This window comes from Autumnicola lenta, assembly GCF_031846515.1.
Taxonomy (GTDB): domain Bacteria; phylum Bacteroidota; class Bacteroidia; order Flavobacteriales; family Flavobacteriaceae; genus Autumnicola; species Autumnicola lenta.
The window spans coordinates 1-21,632 of record NZ_JAVRHO010000022.1 but is presented as its reverse complement, the minus strand read 5'-3'; the positions used below and the strand labels follow the sequence as shown (position 1 = coordinate 21,632).

Annotated in this window: 23 protein-coding genes; 10 read left to right on the top strand and 13 right to left on the bottom strand. The window is 38.7% G+C overall.

Going from position 1 to position 21,632, the window contains the following annotated elements:
- Nucleotides 1–54 precede the first annotated feature (54 nt).
- Nucleotides 55–2,061: an excinuclease ABC subunit UvrB gene (gene uvrB / locus RM545_RS14130; protein ID WP_311495936.1), complete on the top strand. Its 2,007-nt coding sequence runs from the start codon at nt 55–57 to the stop codon at nt 2,059–2,061.
- Nucleotides 2,062–2,161: 100 nt separating this feature from the next.
- Complete coding sequence (locus RM545_RS14125) at nt 2,162–3,388, top strand: phage tail-like protein (RefSeq protein WP_311495935.1); 1,227 nt, start codon at nt 2,162–2,164, stop codon at nt 3,386–3,388.
- Between the two features lie 101 nt (nt 3,389–3,489).
- Here the strand turns inward: RM545_RS14125 and RM545_RS14120 are convergent, their stop codons facing one another.
- Complete coding sequence (locus RM545_RS14120; RefSeq protein WP_311495934.1) at nt 3,490–3,933, bottom strand: Hsp20/alpha crystallin family protein; 444 nt, start codon at nt 3,931–3,933, stop codon at nt 3,490–3,492.
- A 416-nt stretch (nt 3,934–4,349) separates the two neighbouring features.
- Here RM545_RS14120 and RM545_RS14115 point away from each other — a divergent pair, with 416 nt between their 5' ends.
- Nucleotides 4,350–4,625: a DUF1456 family protein gene (locus tag RM545_RS14115; RefSeq protein WP_311495933.1), complete on the top strand. Its 276-nt coding sequence runs from the start codon at nt 4,350–4,352 to the stop codon at nt 4,623–4,625.
- Between the two features lie 116 nt (nt 4,626–4,741).
- Here the strand turns inward: RM545_RS14115 and ettA are convergent, their stop codons facing one another.
- From ettA to RM545_RS14100, 3 genes are all read right to left on the bottom strand, one after another.
- The gene (gene ettA, locus RM545_RS14110) at nt 4,742–6,433 is read right to left on the bottom strand and encodes an energy-dependent translational throttle protein EttA (RefSeq protein ID WP_311495932.1); all 1,692 of its coding nucleotides are present in this window, start codon (nt 6,431–6,433) and stop codon (nt 4,742–4,744) included.
- Nucleotides 6,434–6,543: 110 nt separating this feature from the next.
- Complete coding sequence (locus RM545_RS14105) at nt 6,544–7,020, bottom strand: DinB family protein (RefSeq protein ID WP_311495931.1); 477 nt, start codon at nt 7,018–7,020, stop codon at nt 6,544–6,546.
- 1 nt (nt 7,021) lies between these two features.
- Entirely contained in the window at nt 7,022–7,201 is a 180-nt protein-coding gene (locus tag RM545_RS14100; RefSeq protein WP_311495930.1) for a CAL67264 family membrane protein, read from the bottom strand.
- Nucleotides 7,202–7,387: 186 nt separating this feature from the next.
- Between RM545_RS14100 and RM545_RS14095 the strand changes: the two genes are divergently transcribed.
- The 4 genes from RM545_RS14095 to RM545_RS14080 all read left to right on the top strand — a co-directional run bounded on the left by RM545_RS14095 (nt 7,388) and on the right by RM545_RS14080 (nt 11,428).
- Complete coding sequence (locus RM545_RS14095) at nt 7,388–9,016, top strand: acyl-CoA carboxylase subunit beta (protein WP_311495929.1); 1,629 nt, start codon at nt 7,388–7,390, stop codon at nt 9,014–9,016.
- A gap of 11 nt (nt 9,017–9,027) precedes the next feature.
- A complete protein-coding gene (locus RM545_RS14090; RefSeq protein ID WP_311495928.1) occupies nt 9,028–10,668 on the top strand; it encodes a M1 family metallopeptidase in 1,641 nt (546 codons plus the stop codon).
- 124 nt (nt 10,669–10,792) lie between these two features.
- Entirely contained in the window at nt 10,793–11,092 is a 300-nt protein-coding gene (locus tag RM545_RS14085) for a nucleotidyltransferase family protein (RefSeq protein WP_311495927.1), read from the top strand.
- Between the two features lie 24 nt (nt 11,093–11,116).
- Nucleotides 11,117–11,428: a HepT-like ribonuclease domain-containing protein gene (locus RM545_RS14080; protein WP_311495926.1), complete on the top strand. Its 312-nt coding sequence runs from the start codon at nt 11,117–11,119 to the stop codon at nt 11,426–11,428.
- Nucleotides 11,429–11,527: 99 nt separating this feature from the next.
- Here RM545_RS14080 and RM545_RS14075 read toward each other — a convergent pair whose 3' ends face one another.
- The 9 genes from RM545_RS14075 to holA form a co-directional block, all read right to left on the bottom strand.
- The gene (locus RM545_RS14075) at nt 11,528–11,995 is read right to left on the bottom strand and encodes an RES family NAD+ phosphorylase (RefSeq protein ID WP_311495925.1); all 468 of its coding nucleotides are present in this window, start codon (nt 11,993–11,995) and stop codon (nt 11,528–11,530) included.
- Nucleotides 11,995–12,456 (bottom strand): Xre family toxin-antitoxin system antitoxin, encoded by a 462-nt coding sequence (locus RM545_RS14070; RefSeq protein WP_311495924.1) that lies wholly within the window; start codon nt 12,454–12,456, stop codon nt 11,995–11,997. Before RM545_RS14070 ends, RM545_RS14075 begins: the two co-directional genes overlap by 1 nt.
- Before the next feature lie 143 nt (nt 12,457–12,599).
- The gene (locus tag RM545_RS14065) at nt 12,600–13,694 is read right to left on the bottom strand and encodes an AMP-binding protein (RefSeq protein ID WP_311495923.1); all 1,095 of its coding nucleotides are present in this window, start codon (nt 13,692–13,694) and stop codon (nt 12,600–12,602) included.
- A 62-nt stretch (nt 13,695–13,756) separates the two neighbouring features.
- Nucleotides 13,757–14,701, bottom strand: a complete 945-nt coding sequence (locus RM545_RS14060) for a CPBP family intramembrane glutamic endopeptidase (RefSeq protein WP_311495922.1) — start codon at nt 14,699–14,701, stop codon at nt 13,757–13,759.
- Between the two features lie 7 nt (nt 14,702–14,708).
- Nucleotides 14,709–15,743 (bottom strand): o-succinylbenzoate synthase, encoded by a 1,035-nt coding sequence (locus RM545_RS14055; RefSeq protein ID WP_311495921.1) that lies wholly within the window; start codon nt 15,741–15,743, stop codon nt 14,709–14,711.
- Between the two features lie 80 nt (nt 15,744–15,823).
- Nucleotides 15,824–16,183, bottom strand: a complete 360-nt coding sequence (locus tag RM545_RS14050) for a four helix bundle protein (protein ID WP_311495920.1) — start codon at nt 16,181–16,183, stop codon at nt 15,824–15,826.
- A gap of 66 nt (nt 16,184–16,249) precedes the next feature.
- Nucleotides 16,250–16,930: a metal-dependent hydrolase gene (locus RM545_RS14045; protein ID WP_311495919.1), complete on the bottom strand. Its 681-nt coding sequence runs from the start codon at nt 16,928–16,930 to the stop codon at nt 16,250–16,252.
- A gap of 91 nt (nt 16,931–17,021) precedes the next feature.
- Entirely contained in the window at nt 17,022–17,924 is a 903-nt protein-coding gene (gene menA / locus RM545_RS14040) for a 1,4-dihydroxy-2-naphthoate octaprenyltransferase (RefSeq protein ID WP_311495918.1), read from the bottom strand.
- A gap of 3 nt (nt 17,925–17,927) precedes the next feature.
- Nucleotides 17,928–18,932, bottom strand: coding sequence for a DNA polymerase III subunit delta (gene holA, locus RM545_RS14035; protein ID WP_311495917.1), 1,005 nt, complete (start codon nt 18,930–18,932; stop codon nt 17,928–17,930).
- A gap of 87 nt (nt 18,933–19,019) precedes the next feature.
- On the opposite strand from holA, the gene RM545_RS14030 reads away from it, so the two are divergent.
- The 3 genes from RM545_RS14030 to RM545_RS14020 all read left to right on the top strand — a co-directional run bounded on the left by RM545_RS14030 (nt 19,020) and on the right by RM545_RS14020 (nt 21,416).
- Complete coding sequence (locus RM545_RS14030; protein ID WP_311495916.1) at nt 19,020–19,472, top strand: type I restriction enzyme HsdR N-terminal domain-containing protein; 453 nt, start codon at nt 19,020–19,022, stop codon at nt 19,470–19,472.
- 11 nt (nt 19,473–19,483) lie between these two features.
- Nucleotides 19,484–20,476, top strand: coding sequence for a glycosyltransferase family 2 protein (locus tag RM545_RS14025; RefSeq protein WP_311495915.1), 993 nt, complete (start codon nt 19,484–19,486; stop codon nt 20,474–20,476).
- A gap of 91 nt (nt 20,477–20,567) precedes the next feature.
- Nucleotides 20,568–21,416 (top strand): OmpA/MotB family protein, encoded by an 849-nt coding sequence (locus RM545_RS14020; protein ID WP_311495914.1) that lies wholly within the window; start codon nt 20,568–20,570, stop codon nt 21,414–21,416.
- The last annotated feature ends 216 nt before the right edge of the window (nt 21,417–21,632 follow it).

Sequence of the window (21,632 nt, the reverse complement as noted above, 5' to 3'; positions counted from 1 at the left end):
GAGTTTGAATAGGCACGGGAATTGCGTAATTTCGCGTGGCTAAGAAAAGAATCCATGAAATTCAAAATAGAATCAGATTATAAACCTACCGGTGACCAGCCACAGGCAATAAAGCAGCTTGTTTCAGGTTTAAACCGGAACGATCAATATCAAACTTTGCTGGGGGTTACAGGCTCCGGAAAAACTTTTTCTGTCGCGAATGTTATAGAAGAGGTACAGAAACCTACACTCGTGCTTGCCCATAACAAAACCCTTGCCGCACAATTATATTCAGAGTTTAAACATTTTTTCCCCGAGAATGCGGTAGAGTATTTCGTAAGCTACTACGATTACTACCAACCTGAAGCTTTTATCCCCTCTTCGGGAACTTACATTGAAAAAGATTTATCCATTAATGAGGAAATTGAAAAGCTTCGGCTTAGTACAACTTCTTCACTGTTAAGCGGACGCCGGGATGTACTGGTGGTGGCTTCCGTTTCCTGTCTTTATGGCATTGGAAATCCTGTGGAATTCAAGAAAAACGTGGTGTCCATTGAAAAGGACATGAATATTTCCCGGACCAAACTTCTGCATAAACTTGTTCAAAGCCTCTATTCCCGGACTGAAGCTGAGTTTTCCCACGGAAACTTCAGAATAAAAGGTGACACTGTGGATGTTTTCCCGAGTTATGCAGATAATGCCTTCAGAATTCACTTTTTTGGAGATGAAATTGAAGAAATTGAAGCTTTCGATCCCGGAACTAATGATGTGGTTGAAAAATACGATAGGTTGAATATTTATCCTGCTAACATGTTTGTGACTTCGCCTGATGTGTTACAGGGTGCCATTCGTGACATTCAGGATGACCTGGTGAAGCAGGTGGATTATTTTAGGGATATTGGTAAGCACCTGGAGGCGAAACGGCTTGATGAAAGAACAAATTTCGACCTGGAAATGATTCGTGAGCTCGGTTACTGCTCCGGAATTGAAAATTATTCCCGATACCTAGACGGAAGAAAACCGGGAACACGACCTTTCTGTTTACTGGACTATTTTCCTGATGATTACTTAATGGTTGTGGACGAAAGCCATGTTACAATTCCGCAGGTGCACGCCATGTACGGTGGTGACCGCTCCAGAAAAGAAACTCTTGTGGATTACGGCTTCAGGCTTCCTGCTGCCATGGATAACCGTCCGTTAAAATTTGAAGAATTTGAGGCGCTGCAAAATCAGGTGATTTACGTGAGCGCTACCCCTGCAGATTATGAACTTCAGAAGACAGAAGGTGTTTATGTAGAACAGGTGATACGGCCAACGGGTTTGCTTGATCCTGTGATAGAAGTGCGCCCAAGCCTTAATCAGATTGACGATTTAATCGAAGAAATTCATATTAGGGTAGAAAAAGACGAGCGGATTCTTGTAACTACTTTGACCAAAAGAATGGCTGAAGAACTCACCAAGTACCTCACCCGCATCGACATCCGCTGTAGATATATTCACTCAGATGTGGACACTTTGGAACGGGTGGAAATTATGCAGGATTTGAGAAAGGGTATTTTTGATGTTCTAATTGGAGTAAACCTTCTAAGGGAAGGTCTGGATTTACCTGAAGTTTCCCTGGTTGCAATCATTGATGCCGACAAGGAAGGTTTTTTACGAAGTAACCGCTCCCTTACCCAGACTATTGGCCGGGCGGCCCGACACGTAGAAGGAAAAGCTATTCTGTATGCAGATAAAATTACAGATAGTATGCAGAAAACAATAGATCAAACCGAGTACCGCCGACAAAAACAAATTGAGTATAACCAGAAGCATAAGATCACACCAACTCCGTTAGTTAAAGCTTTCGATAGTGCCCTGGTTAAACAGAAATTAGATGTTTATGATTACGATGAGAGGCCAAAAACGCTTAAAGCTGCCGAAGAAGAGGTAGAATATTTCAGTAAAGTGCAGGTCGAAAAGGTTATTAGGGAAAGAAGAAAAGCAATGGAGACTGCGGCTAAAGAATTGGATTTTATGGAAGCTGCCCGTCTTCGGGATGAAATCAAGATGTTACAGGAGAAGGTAAAAGACAAGGATTAAAATTTATTTTTAAGTAAAGCGCTGAATATTAAATTATTAATTTATCTTGATCTGCCCTTTCCCTAAACTTAACTGAAGTGTATGCTAAATCCATCACTTTATGAAGACTTCTTTTTTACTGTTGTTATTGATTTCCCCTTGTTTGCTGTATGCTCAGGTGGGAATTGGTACAACCACACCAAAAGCACAGTTAGATATTGTTGCTTCAAATAATGCAAGTCCAAATCCCATAGATGGCATCCTTATTCCCAGGATCGAAAGATTTCCGGCTACCAATCCGGGACACGATCAAAACGGAATGTTGGTTTTTCTGAATAAGAATATTCCCGGCTTTCCGTCTGGATTTTATTACTGGAACTTCGATTCCGGCAGCTGGAAAACATTGGCCGGTAGTACAGGATCGGTGTCATCAGACTTTTATAAAATCGGTACCACTACCAGCGCGGGCAATATTACAGATCCCGTTTTTCGTGAAGGAAATATTGGGATTGGTACCAACCAGATTTCCTCTAAACTACAGATCGCCATTCTCTCCGGAAAAGATTTGAACATCAAAAAACCTCTGGAGATCGATAATAATAATTCGGCCACAGATAACCTTGCGACCTACGGAATTGTAAGTGACAACAGAAGCTCTACCAATGGCATTAAATACGGAATAAAATCTAATGTAGGTGGAAGCGGTACAGGAATTCACTACGGAATCTTTAATGAAACCTACCAAAATTCTGGCACCAGCGACATCTACGGAATTTACAACCGGATTGGTCGCACCTTTGGAGCAAGAAGCAACAATTACGGAATTTACAATGAAGTTGGAAGTACTCAGGGAGTAGGAAACATCTACGGAATTTATAGTGTCGCTTATGGTGACCGCAATGCAAATGTTTTTGCCGGTTATTTTGCAGGGAGAGTGGGAATTGGCGCCACTCCCGAAACAGACTACTCGTTACCCGATAGCAGAGGACAGGAAAATCAAGTCTTGGTTACAGACAAAAGTGGTGTAGTAAGCTGGAAACATTCAAATTTTTCCAATTATATTTCCACTGAAAGTACTACGGGAGATTACGTAATTGGCGAAGAAGCCGGCACCCTAAGAATAAATAATCAGGTATCGGGAATCGTAATTCCAAGAGCTTCCGAAAATAAAGGGAGAAAGATCGTGCTATCCGGGTGGCCGGGAACAGGAGTTAAAAACCTGATCTTCCTGGGGAGCGACAATCTGCTCGACATTTCTACTAATAACACGGTAACCACAATTCAGGGAGGAAAAACCTACGAAATCCAAAGTGCCGGAAACAGATGGATACTGCTTTTCAATCAGTAAAATTCAACAAGTATTCAGTTTCATTTTCTGAACAGGGCAGGTTTGAAAAAAAAAAGCACCCGATTAGGCGCTTTTTTTCAGTAATTCAAAACCAACAAATCTTAAGAAATTTCGATTAAACGCTTGGCCTGTACCTTAGCTTCCTCACGATTAGGAAGAGCAATTTCAAGAACACCATCATTGTAAGCGGCAGAAATTTTACTGCTATCTACAGATTCTGGTAGACTAAAAGCTCTTTTAAAAGTGCTGTAACTGAACTCTCTTCGGGTAAAGCTTCCTTGTTTTTCAGAAGATTCATTTTCTTTCTTTTCTTCGGAAGAAATGGTGAGAACATCATTATCTAATTCGATATTGAAATCCTCCTTCTTCTTTCCGGGAGCGGCTACAGAAACAGCAAAACCATCTTCATCTTCCCTGATGTTCACTGCAGGAATGCTGGTCCCAATACTGTTCACGTTAGTAGTTCCTCCTAACCAATCGGTTTTAAACATGTCGTCGAAAACTGAAGGCAGCCAATTGGCCTCATTTGTTTTAATTAAACTCATAACATTTATTTTTTAAGGTTATAATTTTTGTTTTCCATATATCCATTAGCAATTCAAATTCCAAATTAAAAAAACAAGTCATTATGTCGCGTTCAGCTAAATTAAATATGTCAATTAGTCAGCTATATATCATTAATCGATGTTGAAGCTTTCTATAAGTCGATAATTGCCGTTTTTTGAGGCATTACTTTAAAAGAGGAGAGAGGAAAGAAAAAGAGAAAATTTTTGTACTTCCCACTTCTCACCTCGTATTTAAAATGTCGATAATTGCCATTTTTGAGGCTATACCGAAATTGAAAATCCTTGAATTGACAATTTCAGCTTTAAAAAAGATTCTTTAATTTTAATTGACCTGAAATTTAAAAACCAGAACAATATTTCCCCAAATTCGGAAAAGAATAAATTAAATTTGCAGCATGGGACTAACAAATAATGACATTTTTAAAAAATTAAGGGTAGCTCACAAATTACGTGATGACGATATTGTGCAAATTTGCGCCCTCGTGGATTTCAAAGTTACTAAAAGTGAATTGGGAGCTATTTTCAGAAAAGAAGATCATCCAAAATACGTGGAATGCGGAGATCAATTCCTTAGAAATTTTCTAAACGGACTAATAATTCACCTGCGTGGACCAATGCCGGGAAAGGGTGAAAAAGTGAAGGGTGAAAATAACTCAGACAGTAGACTGTAGACTGTAGACTGTAGACTGTAGACTGTAGACTGTAGACAAAATTAAAAAGGAGTAGCATTAATCGAAATGCTACTCCTTTTTAATTGATTATTGTTTACTGTAAATTATTTAGAAAATTATCTGACCAACTTTTTATACTTAATTCGCTTCGGCATTATATCGCCACCAAGACGTTTCTTCTTGTTTTCCTCATAATCTGAGAATCCGCCTTCAAAGAAGTAGACTTGTGAGTCTCCTTCAAAAGCAAGAATGTGGGTACAAACCCTGTCCAGGAACCAACGGTCGTGAGAAATTACCACTGCACATCCCGCAAAGTTTTCCAGACCTTCTTCCAGCGCCCGCAGCGTGTTTACATCCAAATCATTGGAAGGCTCATCGAGCAACAGCACGTTACCTTCTTCTTTTAAAGTCATCGCAAGATGAAGCCTGTTCCGTTCTCCACCTGAAAGCATGCTGACTTTCTTATTCTGCTCGCTTCCGCTAAAGTTGAACCTGCTTAAATAGGCTCTTGAATTCACCTGACGCCCGCCCATCATCACCAATTCCTGCTCATCACTAAAGTTTTGCCAGATAGTTTTTTCGACATCAATATCGCTGTGCGCCTGATCTACATAGGAAATTTTAGCGGTCTCCCCTACTTCAAAGTTTCCTTTGTCTGGTTGCTCTTCTCCCATTATCATCCTGAATATTGTAGTTTTACCGGCACCGTTAGGTCCAATGATTCCCACAATTCCCGCCTGCGGCAATTTAAAATTAAGATCTTCATAAAGCAATTTGTCTCCAAAAGCTTTACTAACTCCTTTGGCTTCAATTACATTCGTTCCCAGCCTTGGTCCATTCGGAATATATATTTCAAGCTGCTCATCTACCTGCTTTTGGTCCTGACTCATCAACTTGTCGTAATTGTTTAAACGTGCCTTCTGTTTGGCCTGTCGCCCTTTCGGATTCATTCGCGACCATTCCAGCTCTCTTTCTAAAGTTTTCTGACGCTTGCTCGCCTGCTTTTGTTCCTGTGCAAGGCGTTTTGACTTTTGATCTAACCAGGAAGAATAATTTCCTTTCCACGGAATTCCTTCTCCTCTGTCCAGTTCTAAAATCCAGCCGGCTACGTTATCCAGGAAGTAACGGTCGTGTGTTACGGCAATTACCGTCCCTTTATATTGCGCAAGGTGATGTTCCAGCCAGTGCACAGATTCGGCGTCCAGGTGGTTGGTAGGTTCATCCAAAAGTAAAATATCCGGTTCCTGAAGTAATAGTCGGCATAATGCAACCCTTCTTCTTTCTCCTCCGGAAAGAACTCCAATTTTCTTGTCACTTTCCGGCGTACGGAGTGCATCCATTGCGATTTCCAGCTTGGTGTCCAGCTCCCAGGCATTGGTAGCATCGATCTTATCCTGAAGTTCTGCCTGCTTATCCATTAGCTTCTGCATCTTATCTGCATCTTCATAAACTTCAGGCAAACCAAACATATCATTGATCTTGTTGTATTCATCTAAAACAGAAACTGTTTCAGCTACACCTTCTTTTACAACATCCAGTACGGTTTTATCTTCATCAAGTTTTGGCTCCTGTTCCAGGTAACCAATACTGTAGCCAGGAGAAAAAACCACGTCACCCTGATAGTTATTGTCCTCTCCCGCAATAATCCTAAGTAAAGTGGACTTACCGGAACCATTCAATCCTAAAATTCCAATTTTCGCTCCGTAGAAAAAGCTCAAATAGATATTTTTGAGAACAGGAGTATTCGCATTTTTATAAGTTTTGGTAACTCCGGACATGGAGAAAATCACCTTTTTATCGTCTGCCATAATTCTTAAATTTTGATGTATCAGTCTTTTCTGAAGTCAGTTTTTGATCTTCAGAAGAAATGCAAATATCTTAAAATTTGATTAGAAAATAATTGATGTCTTACCAAATATCAGCTTTTGTGTAGACCCAGTAAGCGCAGGATTACGAGAAGTTGACCTGTGTGATAAGAAGTGTGTTCTATTACCAGCATAAGCTCCCGTAAAAGCGTATGGTCTTCACCGTTCTTAACCGGCTTCATTAGTCGGTTTTCCGGGTCCAGAATAAAATCTTCAAAGTCTTTACGACATTCAAAATAATCTGCCTTTAGCTCTTCCCAGTCTTCTTCGCTTTCGGGAAACTGCATCTCCGGCCAGTAATCTTCGGGCCAGTTTGCACTTTTGTATTCTTCAGCAGTACAATATTCTATAATATCTTTTTGAGCATAAGCAATATGATAAAAGACTTCATAAAACGAGTACGGAAACGTTTCCGGACGTTTCCCGATTTTATCATACGGAATTTCATCGAGAAATTTGGCTAAAGATAAATATGCCTCACCTCCCTGTAAATGCTTAACAAGTTGTTCTTTCATTTGTTTTTCATCCATCCTATACTCTGCCTTTTAATGCATTAAATGCCCAGGAAATTGCAAAAAATCCAATCCCAACCACAGAAAATCCTATTGCGTAGTCGATATATTTTAACACTCCCAGCAAGATCACTGCTGTCCCAATTAAAAACAGAACGAAAGACGCCCAGCCAAAAATGGTATTCTTATTCATTCCCATAACGATATCCTTATAATCAAAAGCTTCTCCAGATAATCCTGCTTTTCAATATTCCAATAGACTTGATTTTGTATTTTAGCGGAACAGCAATTTAAGGGAGTTTTTCCTTATAGTGTCATAAAAATATATGAATATTTTTTAGCTTTTTCCGGTAACTCCGGAGTCCATTCTCAAATTTTGAACAACATGAATATCAACTTCAATAAAAATGAAGATCATAACCGACTTCTGGTTTCCACTCTAAATCACAGATTAAAGGAGGTGAAATTAGGTGGCGGTGAAAAAAGAATTGCAAAGCACCACGATAAAGGCAAAATGACCGCAAGGGAACGAATAGATTTTCTTTTAGACGAAAAGTCAAAATCTATTGAAATAGGAGCTTTTGCAGGTGACGGGATGTACAATGAACACGGCGGCTGCCCCAGTGGCGGCGTGATCGTGAAAGTGGGCTACGTATCAGGAAAGCAATGCGTTGTCGTTGCCAATGATGCTACAGTAAAAGCAGGGGCGTGGTTCCCCATAACCGGAAAAAAGAACCTTCGTGCGCAGGAAATAGCTATTGAAAACAGGCTACCCATTATCTACCTTGTAGATAGCGCCGGTGTGTTTTTACCAATGCAGGATGAAATTTTTCCTGATAAAGAACACTTCGGAAGGATTTTCAGGAACAATGCGGTAATGAGCAGTATGGGAATTACCCAGATTGCCGCTGTTATGGGAAGTTGTGTTGCAGGCGGGGCTTATCTCCCTATTATGAGCGATGAATCTATTATTGTGGAAAAAACCGGAAGTATTTTCCTTGCCGGAAGTTACCTGGTAAAAGCAGCCATTGGCGAAAGTGTGGATAATGAAACCCTTGGCGGCGCGACCACTCACAGCGAAATAAGTGGCGTTACAGATTATAAGGTGAAAAATGATTCTGAAGCGCTGGATAAAATCAAAAATATCATGGACAAAATCGGTGATTTTGACAAAGCCGGTTTTAACCGAAAAGAGTCCGTTAAGCCTAAAGAAGATGAAAATGAAATCTTCGGGATCCTGCCGAAAAAGCGCAGCGATCAATACGACATGACCGAGATTATTAAACGTCTAGTAGATAATTCAGAATTTGAAGAATACAAAGAAGGCTACGGACAAACCATTATTACTGGCTATGCAAGAATTGATGGCTGGGCCGTAGGAATTGTCGCCAATCAGCGTAAAATTGTGAAAACCAAAAAGGGAGAAATGCAGTTTGGCGGAGTGATTTATTCGGACTCTGCAGATAAAGCCACTCGTTTTATCGCGAATTGCAATCAGAAAAAGATTCCGTTGGTTTTCCTTCAGGATGTCACCGGCTTTATGGTAGGCAGCAAGAGCGAACACGGCGGAATTATTAAGGACGGTGCAAAAATGGTGAATGCGGTAAGCAATTCTGTAGTTCCAAAATTCACCGTGATAATTGGCAATTCTTATGGTGCAGGGAACTACGCAATGTGCGGCAAAGCATACGATCCGAGGCTTATCTTTGCCTGGCCGAGTGCAGAACTTGCCGTAATGGGTGGTACACAGGCAGCAAAAGTACTGGCACAGATTGAAACCGCCTCAATGGCCAAAAAGGGCGAAAAGGTGGATGAGGAAAAGGAAAAAGAAGTCTTTGAAAAACTGAAAGCAAAGTACGACGAACAGACTTCTGCCTACTACGCTGCGGCAAGACTGTGGACAGATGCTGTAATAAATCCTGTAGACACCCGGAAGTGGGTTTCCATGGGAATAGAAGCCGCTGATCACGCTCCTATTGAAAAAGATTTTAATATGGGCGTAATTCAGACTTAAATTTAAAATACATGAAAAACCTGTTTTTCTTAATTTTCGCTTTCTTTTTTATAGTACCTGTCAGCAGTTGTCAGGTACTCAGCAATAAAGAAGGAAAATATACTGAAGCTGACAGCCTTCGTGGATCGCTAAGGAAAGAACGTGCTTATGACGTGCTTAAATATCATCTCCAGGTAAGGGTTGTTCCTGAAAACAAGTTTATTTCAGGGTCCAATACTATTACCTTCAGGACTAAAGAAAAGCTGCCGGTAATGCAGGTAGATCTTTTTGAAAATATGAAGGTTGATTCTATTGTCCGGAAAGGAAAAAAGCTTCAATACAAAAGGAAACATAATGCCGTTTTTGTCGAATTTTCCAATCCTCTCAGGAAAGGCAAAAAAGATTCTATTCAGTTTTATTACTCCGGAAATCCCGTTGTGGCAGAAAGAGCTCCGTGGGACGGTGGTTTTGTCTGGACCGAAGATGAAAAAGGGAATCCGTGGATAGCCGTTGCTGTACAAGGTGCGGGTGCAAGTTTATGGTACCCGAACAAAGACCATCAGAGCGACGAACCTAATGAAGTTCTTAGTGAGGTTGAAGTCCCAACGGGATTAACCAATGTTTCCAACGGCAGACTGTTAGGAAGCGAAAAACTTGAAGATGGTTACACCAGGTGGAAATGGAAGGTTTCTAATCCAATAAACAACTACAACGTGGTGGTGAATATTGGAAAATATGCTCATTTTCATGATAATTATAAAGATCTGGACCTGGATTACTATGTTCTGGAGTACAACCTCGAAAAAGCCAAAGAACAGTTTGAACAAGTCAAACCAATGATGGAGTGCTTTTATGAAAAAATGGGGCCTTACCCTTTTCCTGAAGACGGATTTAAACTTGTGGAAACTCCGTATCTCGGGATGGAACACCAAAGCGCAGTGGCCTACGGAAATCATTACATGAACGGCTACCTGGGAAGTGATCTCTCTGGTACCGGCCACGGGTTGTCCTGGGATTATATCATCATTCACGAGTCGGGGCACGAGTGGTACGGAAACAGTATTACCTCCAAAGATATTGCCGACATGTGGGTTCATGAAGGTTTTACCAGCTATACGGAAGCAATTTTTGTAGAATGTGAGCAGGGAAAAGAAAATGCTCTTGAATACCTGAAAGGTCTCCGAAGAAATATTAGCAATGAAAATCCAATAATCGGAGATTACGGAGTAAATGCTGAAGGATCGGGTGATATGTATGCAAAAGGAGCTAATCTTCTAAACACCATCCGTAGTATTTATAAGGATGACGAGCTATGGTGGAAAACACTGAAGGATTATACTGAAACTTTTAAACATCAAACGGTCACCACGCAACAGGTAGAAGATTTCTTCAACGAACCAATAGCGACCAATCTTCAGCCGGTTTTTGATCAGTATCTTAGAGAAACTGCAATTCCTGAACTTCAGCTAAAGCAGGAAGGAGCGACTATTTCTTTCCGATGGAAAGCAGATGTTCAAAATTTCACCATGCCTGTAGACGTACTAATCAACGGCGAAGAAGAACGGCTAATCCCTACCGAAAATTGGCAAAAACTGGCAGGCGTTAAAAATATAGATGCTATTGAAGTAAAGATAGAGGAGTTTTATGTGGATGTGGAAAAATTTGGGAAATAAAAGAATAGATTCTATAATCCAGAACGATTCAAAAATCAGAAAAAGTGTCATCATTTGGCAATAATTTTATCTTAACCAAAAAGAAAAAAGATAGTGTAAAGCAGATTTTTCTCTAAATTGCGATATGAAGGTCCTGGAAAAACATATGAGTACGCTGTATGAACTTTGTGAAGAACACAAGGTCGATAAGATGTATTTGTTCGGGTCTGCTTTACATGAAGAGTATTCCGACAGTAGTGATATTGATTTTATGGTTAGGTTTAAACCTATCGACTTAGCTGATTATTTTGAAAATTATATAAGCTTTAAAGAAGATTTAAAAGCTCTCCTTGGAAGAGAAATTGATCTTGTAGAAGAACAGACATTAAAGAACCCAATCTTGATAAAATCTATTAACCGATCAAAGGAATTGGTATATGGATGAAAGAATCTTAAATGGCTATTTGATGTGAAATTGGCCATAGAAGAAATCGACAGTTACTTTGAAGGTTCAGATATGGATTTTCTTCGATATAAAGAAAATCTGATGCTCAAAAGAGCAGTTGAGAGAGATCTGGAAATTATAGGGGAAGCCATTAATCGAATAATAAGAAGAGATTCAGCTTTTGAAGATAAATTAACTAATACTAAAAAAATTATAGGATTAAGAAATCAGGTGATTCACGCATATGATAATATTTCAGATGAAAATATCTGGTCAATTTTAATTACTCATTTACCAAAATTAAAAGAGGAAGTTGAGGCTTTAATTCAGCATTAGCATATATTTTAATTTTTTCCGAATTCGTTGAAACCATTTACTTTTAAAAACACATGCCGAAAATTGCCATTTTCAGGCGTCGTCTTTAATCGCAACTTATTAGTGTTTTCCTACCTTAAGCCTTTCATCAACAGGTAAATTTAGAAACTCAGTAACTTCAACTTTTCCAAAGTCTTTATACAGCGGATTCAAAATAATATTGGATTCTATTCCAACAATAGTGGAGGGTACCCGTAAAGCAAAGAAATTTCGGTCTTTGGCCAAATTTGTAAAGATTTCTGTTGTTTGAGCAGAGTATAGGTAATTATTCCATTCTTCCGGAAGCTCTTGTAATTCTTCAACAACAAGATCATCTGGAAATTGAATTTTTGCTGCCCATATTTCTTTAGGTAGATAGGCTATATTTGCAGAGTGAACGTAATATTCCAGTAAGGCCAGTGAAATGTTTTCTGAACAATAAACTGCCCGTGTTCCAACTTCGTTCCACCTTCCACCAACCTTTTCAGCTCCTAATCCCGATAGCGTTGCATCTTTGTACTTAACATTAGCAATTCTATAGACAATCATTAGCTATAGACATTGTACTGAATCCTGACAATCTCGTTCTCCACCATTTCAAATCCAAAACTACTGTCCAGAAGTTCAAACGGAATTTTTCCCCCAAGATTTTTGGATGGAGTCATTAACCATTGTTTAAAATCCTCTTTGGAATCAAAAACCTCATAGCCCAATCCAAATAATCTCGCCAGTTCATAGATCCTTTCTGAAGTTTCTTTTCCATAAACGCTCCTCTTCTGCATACTACTAATAGATGCCGGCAAAATATGTTCAAATTCTTTTTCAGTAGAACCGGTATCATGTATTAATTGCTTCCAATCTGCCTTTCTCACGCCTTTCCGGATACGGTCAATTAATTCCATCTTATAACCAGGAGCATCTTTCACATTTAAAACAACCCAGGATGGTGAAAATTTAGCAAGATTAGCTTGCTGTCTTCCTTTCTTGGAATTTTCTAATTTGGCTTCCATGGTTAAGATTGTAATATTACTCTTGTATGGTTGTAAATATACAACTATATTTTCTGATAAGCCTGAGAAATATGACCGAAAAAACGGATGCCCGAAAATTGCCATTTTCGGCCATTAGCTTTATTCCTGCTTAAATAAGAAGTTTAACCGACTTTACTTTTAACTGTATTTTCCCTGTGAATTTTTCCTGAAGAGGTTTCTTCAAATTTTTCGATGAGGTATATTTTCTTCGGAACTTCATATTTATCCAATGTCGGCAGTTTTTCGATCTTTTTCTTTAACTGAAGTAGTAATTCTTCAGAAAAATCGCTCTCTACAAACAAAACGAGCTTATCTCCAAGGGCATCATCGGGAATTGAGGTAATAAAAAACCGCTGATCGATCACCGGACTCATTTTTTGTTCTACTTCTTCAGGAAAAATTTTAATTCCGCCACTATTTATCACATTATCAATTCTACCTTTCCATACAAACTTTTTGTAGGTGAGAATTTCCACAATATCGTTGGTAACAATAACCTCATCCGAAAGTTTAGGAGCTTTTATCACCAAACAACCCCTGTTATCCTTAGAAATATTTATGTTCGGAAGAACTTTAAAGGGACGATTCTCCTTCTTTTTATTTGAATTTAGACGCTTGGCTGCGATATGTGTCACCGTTTCAGTCATCCCATAAGTTTCATAGACTTTCGTGTCAACATCCTTCACCATTTTCTGAATGCGATAGGAAACCGCACCTCCGCCAACAATAAGCTTTTTAATAAGATGAAGCCGACCTACCGAATTATCTAATTGAAATGGAGTCATTGCACAAAAATCATAGCGCTTAAAAACCTGGTCTAACGGATTGGAAGACGGTGGAATTAAATCCAGGTGCCAACCTAAAATCATTGCCCTCACCAGCATCATGCGTCCTGCAATATACGTGGCCGGCAAACAAAGTAAAGCGGTTGTTCCTGCAGGCAATTCAAAAAATTTGGAAGTAGCCAGAGCAGAATTTACCATATGTTCCTTTTTTAGCTTGATTTCTTTTGGAACACCTGTAGAACCCGATGTTTTACTGATAGTATAAGAAGATGGTTTTAACCAATCCAGCAGAAAACTACCGATTTTTTCCTCGTAAGCCTCTCCTTCCTTTATAAAACTATACGCAACCTGGCGCAGTTCAGCATTGGTAAAATACTGTTTGTTAAGTCTGAAGTCCGGATGCGTTTCAGGTACTTTATACTTGTCTGTCATAGCCTAAAATCAAAATTATTTTAATTTTGATTAAGGGAAGTTAACAAATCGCTATGAAAAATTTAAGGTTCTTCAGAAAGTTTTAAGGTTTCCGGCTTTTCTACTTTTCCGAAAAGCTTATTTTTCCAATTGCTCCAGCCATACTTTTTGGCAAATATTCCTAAAACCACCGGATAAATAATTAGTATTTCAATAAAGACTTCCCAACCCAAAATTTCAGGTGTAGAGATATCTTTAAATATTGAATGAGTCTGGAAGGCGGTATTTTCTGAAGTCAGTAAAAGCGCAATAAAGAGATTATTTGCGGCATGAAAACCCAGGGCCAATTCGAGCCCCTCATCCATTAATGTGATAATTCCCAGGAGCAAACCTATGCCTATATAACTTGCCATTATAAAATATCCGTATGAGGCAACTTCGGGATTGGCAATATGCAGACCACCAAAGATGAGAGAAGTTATCAAGAGAGGGATCCATTTGTTTTTTGCAAAAGCTCCTATCCCCTGCATAAGATACCCTCTAAAAAGGTATTCTTCAAAACTTGTTTGTATAGGAATGAGGACTACTGCAATTACCAACAGAATCAAAAAAGGGACAAGATTAAAATTCCACTGAAAACTTTCAGGTTCCAATAGATATCCTATAAAAATTCCGCCCACTATTAAAATTGCGGTAATTAGGAAAGAAAACATCACACGTTTTACGTCCAGGCTTTTGCGGGTGGTGGATAAGGTAAGAATAGGTTGTTCATGAAGGTACTTTACTGCAAAAAAAAGTGCCGCCAATCCTACTGCGTAAGACAACAACAGGAGAAAAAGTGAAAAGTTTGATTCCAGCGAGCTAAGTAATTCCGTCTGGGGCATTTCAAACATGGCAAATCCCTCTTTCATAAAAACAGCGAAAGTCCATGGAACCTGACCTAAAGTGATTCCTATTGCTACGATAATAATTCCCACGATATATCGCCAGAAGCTATATCGATACCTAAGAGCCTGAGCTATGTACATGTTATAATTATAATTTGAAATCCCAGTAAATTCCGGGATTGTAGTGAATTTTACCGCTATGCACCTCGAGCGGACAATCAAAATTGTTTGTGTATAAACCGCCGGTTCCCAAACCCTGCGGCATATTTGGTTGTTTGGTGTATGTCCACTGCGAAATTGCGTTCAGCCCTACATTACTTTCCAAAGCACTGGTAATCCACCAGCCTGTCCCCTGTTTTTCAGCCAAATCCATCCATTGCTGTGTACCTCTGTAACCACCAATCAAACTAGGTTTAAAAATAATATACTGCGGCCTTATTGTTTGTAGTAGTTCTTCCTTTTTTGTTACATCAAAAACACCTATAAGTTCCTCATCCAGTGCAATAGGCAGCGGAGTCCTGCTGCACAAATCCGCCATTTCCTCAATCTGCCCCTGTTTTATTGGCTGTTCTATACTGTGTAGCTCAAAGTGACTTAGCTTTTGAAGCTTTTCAAGAGCTTCGGAAGGTGCAAAAGCTCCGTTGGCATCCACTCTCAACTCTATTTCTTCTGAAGAAAATTCTTGACGGATGTATTTTAAAAGTTGAAGTTCTGAAGTAAAATCTATCGCGCCAATCTTCAGTTTAATACAATTAAACCCTGAAGCAATTTTGTCTTCAATCTGGGACTTCATATACGCTTTTTCACCCATCCATATCAGTCCGTTAATCGGAATAGCATCATTTCCTTTAGTAAATTCCGAAGGAAATAATTCGAAAGGATTAGCAGCTTCCAAAGAGCGGAAAGCCATTTCCACCCCAAACTGAATGCTGGGAAATTCAATTAACGCTTCCCAAAGTTTCTCCTTACCTAAAGCTACATTCTCACAGGTCCATTTCAATTTTTCTTCATAATCGGGCCTGTCATCGATGCTTAGACTTCTAAGAATTCCGCATTCACCAATGCCTTTCCGGTTGTTGTCATTGATGATAATAAACCAGGTTTCCTTTGTAGTAAGAACGCCCCGTGAAGTTCCACTGGGGCGCTTAAAGTTTAGAATGTACTTTTTGTATTCAGCAGTCATTTAGATTGTTGGATTGTTGGATTGTTGGATTGTTGGATTGTTGGATTGTTGGATTAAGAAAATACGAATAAAATTCTGATTCAAACGCGACTTTTAACAATAGAACGGAACTTGGATATCATCTTTATTATTGACTCTAACTCCGCTTGTAAGGTTTCAAGATTCTTAGCTTCTATAAGACCAGGATCATTTGATATCAGGATTTGTGTTTCTATTTCATAACAAGAACCCATTGCAATTTCCAGAAACCTACTGAATTCCTTTGGCGATTCCCTTGAGGCTCCTTCGGCAATATTAGAAGGAACAGATATACTTGCTCTTCTTAATTGATTAACAAGACCAAATTTTTCTACTTCCGGGAAATCTGCTGTTATTTTATAAATGTCTTTACAAAAGATGCGACTCTTCTTCCAAATCTCCAACTCTTTAAATCGATGCATCTTTTTTATTTATTATTTCTATATCTAAAATTCCAGAAATCCAATGATCTAATAGTCTAATATGCATTATAATTCTATACTCTCTCCAATGTCAAGAAGCATCAGGTCCTTTCCTTTTTCATAGAATTTCTTCTTTGCTTCTTCATGGTCTATCTCTATGTAGCCAAATGTATCATAATGACAGCCTAAAATTTTATCACATTCTACAAAATCACTGGCCACAATTGCGTCGTTTACACCCATAGTAAAATTATCACCAACCGGAAGAACAGCAAGATCAAGTTTTGTTGTCATAGGAATTAATTTCATATCCATCGTGAGTGCAGTATCCCCGGCAATATAGATGTTCTTATGCTCGCCTTCTATTACAAACCCTCCGGGCTGGCCGCCGTATTTCCCGTCCGGAAAAGAGCTGGTGTGGATAGCGTTTACATATTTTACATTCCCAAATTCAAAATCCCAGCTTCCGCCGTGATTCATGGGATGAACCTCAAGACCTTTTTCTTCGTAATGATTTGCTATTTCAAAGTTAGCTACGATTACCGCGCCGGTATTCTCTGCAATTTCTTCGGCATCCAACGTGTGGTCCTGGTGCGCGTGCGTTAGCAAAATATAATCTGCCTTTAGGTCTTTTATATTTATTTTATCTTTGGAAAGATCATTTCCGGTAATAAAAGGATCTACCAAAACATCTATCTCTTCTATTTTAAGTCCTAAACAATTTTGTCCGTAGAAAGTGATTTTCATAATTAAATAATTTTCAGGTTAAAACTTAAAATTAAGGATTTGAAGAAGGACCTTAAGAAATGTTAGCTATATAATTTTGTTAAACCTGATTTTACCAGATTTGCCCTATTCCAAAAAGCACGGCAGTTGCAAAAGTTGACAGCGCAAGTTTCTTTAATTCAGGATCCAGGAGAACAGGATTTTCATTCTGCTTAAGCCGCTTTAAATGAAACACAAGCGGAAGAAATGCCAGCACATACAAGAAATCATCTACTCCCTCAAAATTTCTAATCGTGTAAAGTATCATTAAAACAAAAGCGGAGATTATTAAAAAATAATGATATTTTTTGGCTGCCTTTCCTCCTATTTTCACCACCAATGTATTTTTACCGGCTTTCTCATCAGAAATTCTATCACGCATGTTGTTCAGGTTCAACACTCCCGCACTAAAGAATCCGAATGCTGAAGCGGGCAAAAACACATCCCACTCCATTTCATGGATATAAAGAAAAAATGATCCGTAAACCGCTACTATTCCGAAGAAAATAAAAACAAACAGGTCGCCAAGACCACGGTAGCCATAAGCCGATTTTCCCACGGTATATTTTATTGCAGCGACGATAGCTCCTATACCCAGAAAGAAAAAGAAAAGCGCCGGAATAATATTTTCAGTTCCAAATGCGGCGTAGATTAATAAAATAGCCAGTACTAAAGTAATTACCGCTGTTATTATGATCCCAACCAGCATTTCTTTTTGGCTGATTATTCCGCTTTGTAAAGCTCGCATTGGCCCGACCCGATCTTCATTATCTGTCCCTTTTACGCCATCTCCATAATCATTAGCGAAATTGGAAAGCACCTGCAGACCTAAAGTAGTAGCCAGGGCAAGGCTAAAAATGGCGATATTAAAAAATCCTTTTTCTACAGCAATAGCTGTCCCAACAAGAATTCCCGAAAGGGAAAGTGGTAAGGTTCTTAGTCTGGCAGCTCCAACCCAGGAATTAATTTTCTTCATGAATTAGTGCATTATTTTTACCAGTAATTCCTTTAGCAGGTCGCCCTGTGAAACGTTTACAGATCCTACTCCTTTACTTTTTACATCGGCTTCATGCAACAGACTTATTACACCGCTCACTTTTTTCATAGGATAATTCCTGGCACCTGTAGTGTAATCGCTCACGAAGTACGGATTAATTTTTAACTGCCGCGCCACGTTTCCTTTGGACTTATCTGAAAGTCCGTGATATTGTAATAACTGGGAAAAATAGGAGAACAACAGCGAAATGGTGACTACAAGAGGATTGTCCTTTGGATTTTGCGCAAAATAATTTATGATCCGGTGGGCCTTTAAAGTATCCTTCATCCCCACCGCTTTTCTTAGCTCAAAATTGTTAAAATCTTTACTTATTCCAATGTTCTCTTCTATTAATTCCGGAGTAATTTGTGTTCCTTCGGGAACTATTAACTGTAGTTTTTGCAACTCATTCTCAATTTTTCCAAGATCGTTCCCAAGAAATTCTACCAACATTTGTGCGCCCTTGGGTGAAATGCTGTAGTTTCTCGTTTTCAGCGTAGTCTGGATCCACTGTGCCACCTGGTTCTCGTAGAGACGTTTGCTTTCAAAGATAACACCCGTTTTTGCAACAGCTTTATACAACTTTTTCCGTTTATCGATCTTTTTGTACTTGTAGCACATTACCAGTGTTGTCGTAGGCTGCGGATTTTCAGCATAGGCCGTTAACTGCTCTATGGTTCTGGAAAGATCCTGCGCCTCCTTCACGATAATCACCTGCCGCTCTGCCATCATAGGATAGCGTTTGGCATTGCTGGCAATTTCATCTATGCTCGTATCCCGCCCATACATCACAATCTGATTAAAGCCTTTTTCCTCCTCCTGAAGTACGTTATCTGCAATAAAATCGGCAATTTTATCTATATAATACGGCTCTTCGCCCATTAAAAAGTACACAGGTTCAATTTTTCCGCTCTGTATGCTGTTAACAATTTGCCTGGCTTCATCCATTGGTAAATGTGGGGATCTTTTTATCCTTCCTGTTCTTTTCAGAATTTTTCACAGAAGGGTTATTTTTTCTTTCTTATTTTTGGCGCTATGCAAGAATTAAACTTTCCGCAGTATAGCTTTCGGTTCAAAAATAATCAAAATAAAACAGCTGTTTTTGACAAACTACGGAAAAAATTCGTCATCCTTACTCCGGAAGAGTGGGTGAGACAAAATTGTGTAAGGTTTTTAACTGAAGAAAAAGATTACCCGGAGAGCCTTATAAATGTTGAAAAACAACTGAAGCTGGGCGATCTGGTCAAACGCTACGATATTGTGGTTTTTAACCGCAACGGTAATATTCACCTTATTGTGGAATGTAAAGCACCAAAAATCAAGGTTACTCAGGACACTTTTGACCAAATTGCGAGGTATAATCTAAAACTTAATGCTACCTATTTAATGGTGACCAACGGAATTAACCATTACTATTGCCAAATGGATTATGAAGCAGAAAAATATAATTTTCTGAAGGAAATACCCTCTTTTCAGAAAACCGAATAGTTAAAGCAAACATGAAAATTGCAGTAGTCATTTTAAACTGGAACGGAAAAGAACTTCTGAAGAAATTTCTTCCCTCTGTAATTTCCCATTCTGCGGAAGCAACAGTTTATGTGGCAGATAATGCATCTACAGATGATTCTATTGAGTTTTTACAGAAGAATTTCCCTGAAGTTAAACTAATCCAGAATGAAATAAATGGAGGTTATGCGAAAGGTTATAACGATGCTCTTCGAAACCTGAAGGAAGATATTTTTATTCTTCTAAACAGCGATATTGAAGTAACTGCGGGCTGGTTAAGGCCGATAATTGCCATTTTTGAGCATGCACCAAAAGTGGGTGCCGTACAACCAAAAATTCTGGATTTTAATAATAAATCCTACTTCGAGTATGCGGGCGCTGCAGGAGGTTTTATTGACAAATACGCTTATCCTTTCTGCCGTGGAAGGATTTTTGACCACATTGAGAAAGATAATGGCCAATATAATGATGATACCACCATCTTTTGGGCCAGTGGTGCCTGCCTGGCAATACGAAAAGAGGCTTTTTTGGAAGCCGGCGGTCTGGATGAAGATTTTTTTGCTCATCAGGAAGAAATTGACCTTTGCTGGAGATTAAACAACCTTAATTACAGCATAATGTTTGCCTCAAAATCAACAATTTACCACGTAGGCGGCGCTACTTTAAGTAGCATTAATCCTATGAAGACTTTTTTTAATTTTAGGAACAGTCTTTATTTAATTACTAAAAATGTACCGTCACCACAAATCTTTTGGGTTCTATTTATACGTATGATCCTGGATGGAATAGCTGCTTTTCGCTTTTTGGGACAGGGAAAATTCAATCATTTTTTTGCAGTTTTCAGGGCGCATTTGAATTTTTATTCATCATTTTCAACAATGAGAAAAAAAAGAAAAAATTTTCCTAAAAAAGAACAATATTATAAAACAGAATCCGTTGTGTATGCCCACTATCTTCGGGGAAAGAAGATATTTAGGGAAATTTAAAAATCGACGCAAAGAAATGTTAAAATTAGTTTTCAAGAAAGATTTTTTTTGATACTTTTGGGTCATCTAACATTAATAATATTTTCAAGTTATGAAAAAATTCATGCTTCTATCGGCAACAGCCGCTATTATGCTTTCTTCTTGTGTTTCTCAAAAGAAATATGCAGAACTGGAGACTAAGCAAAGAGAAACTCAGGATCAATTAAATACAGCTACTGTAAAACTTAACTCCTGTCTGGACGAGAAGGAAAGGTTAAATAGCCAAATATCAACTTTAAACAACACAAATGCAGCACTATTAAACAATGTAGGAGATTTGGCTACTTTATCTAAAAAAGAAGCTGAAAACCTTGAGCGTTCTTTAGAGAGCATTAAAGAAAAAGATCTCGCCATTAAGAGTATGCGTGATGCCATAAATAAGAAGGATTCTGTAACTCTTGCATTAGTTACCAGCCTTAAAGGTGCTTTAGGCAACATTAGTGATGAGGATATCGAAATTAATGTTGAAAAAGGTGTAGTATATGTTTCTATTTCAGATAAACTTTTATTTGAAAGCGGTCGTTACAATGTGACGAACAGAGCAAAAGAAGTTCTTGGAAAAGTTGCTACTGTTGTTAAAAACAAGCCGGACATAGAATTTATGGTTGAAGGCCATACTGATGATAAGCCAATTAGCAGCGGAGTTATTGAAGATAACTGGGATCTTAGTGTAAAAAGAGCAACTTCTGTAGTTAGGACACTTCAGGAAGAGTTTGGAGTTGAGCCAGCCCGTATGACTGCTGCCGGTAGAAGTTATTACATACCTGTTGCAACTAACGAAACTGCTGAAGGTCGTGCAAAAAACAGAAGAACACGAATCGTAGTACTTCCTAAGATTGATCAATTCTACGGATTGATTGAAGAAGGAATGAAAGAAGCAAATGCAGCTTCTCAAAACTAAAGGAGTTTAAAATCTTATCACGAAAGCCCCGCAATTGCGGGGCTTTTTTTGTAATAATATTTGGAGATACCCTAATGAAGCAGCACAAGATCCTGCTGCAGACACGAGATATATTGAACTGGAGGCTGATTTTATTGCAGTTTATTACATGACACATAAAAGAGGCGCCACTTACAAACTTGAAAAGAGTTGAAGGGATTTTAATCTTTTATTCCC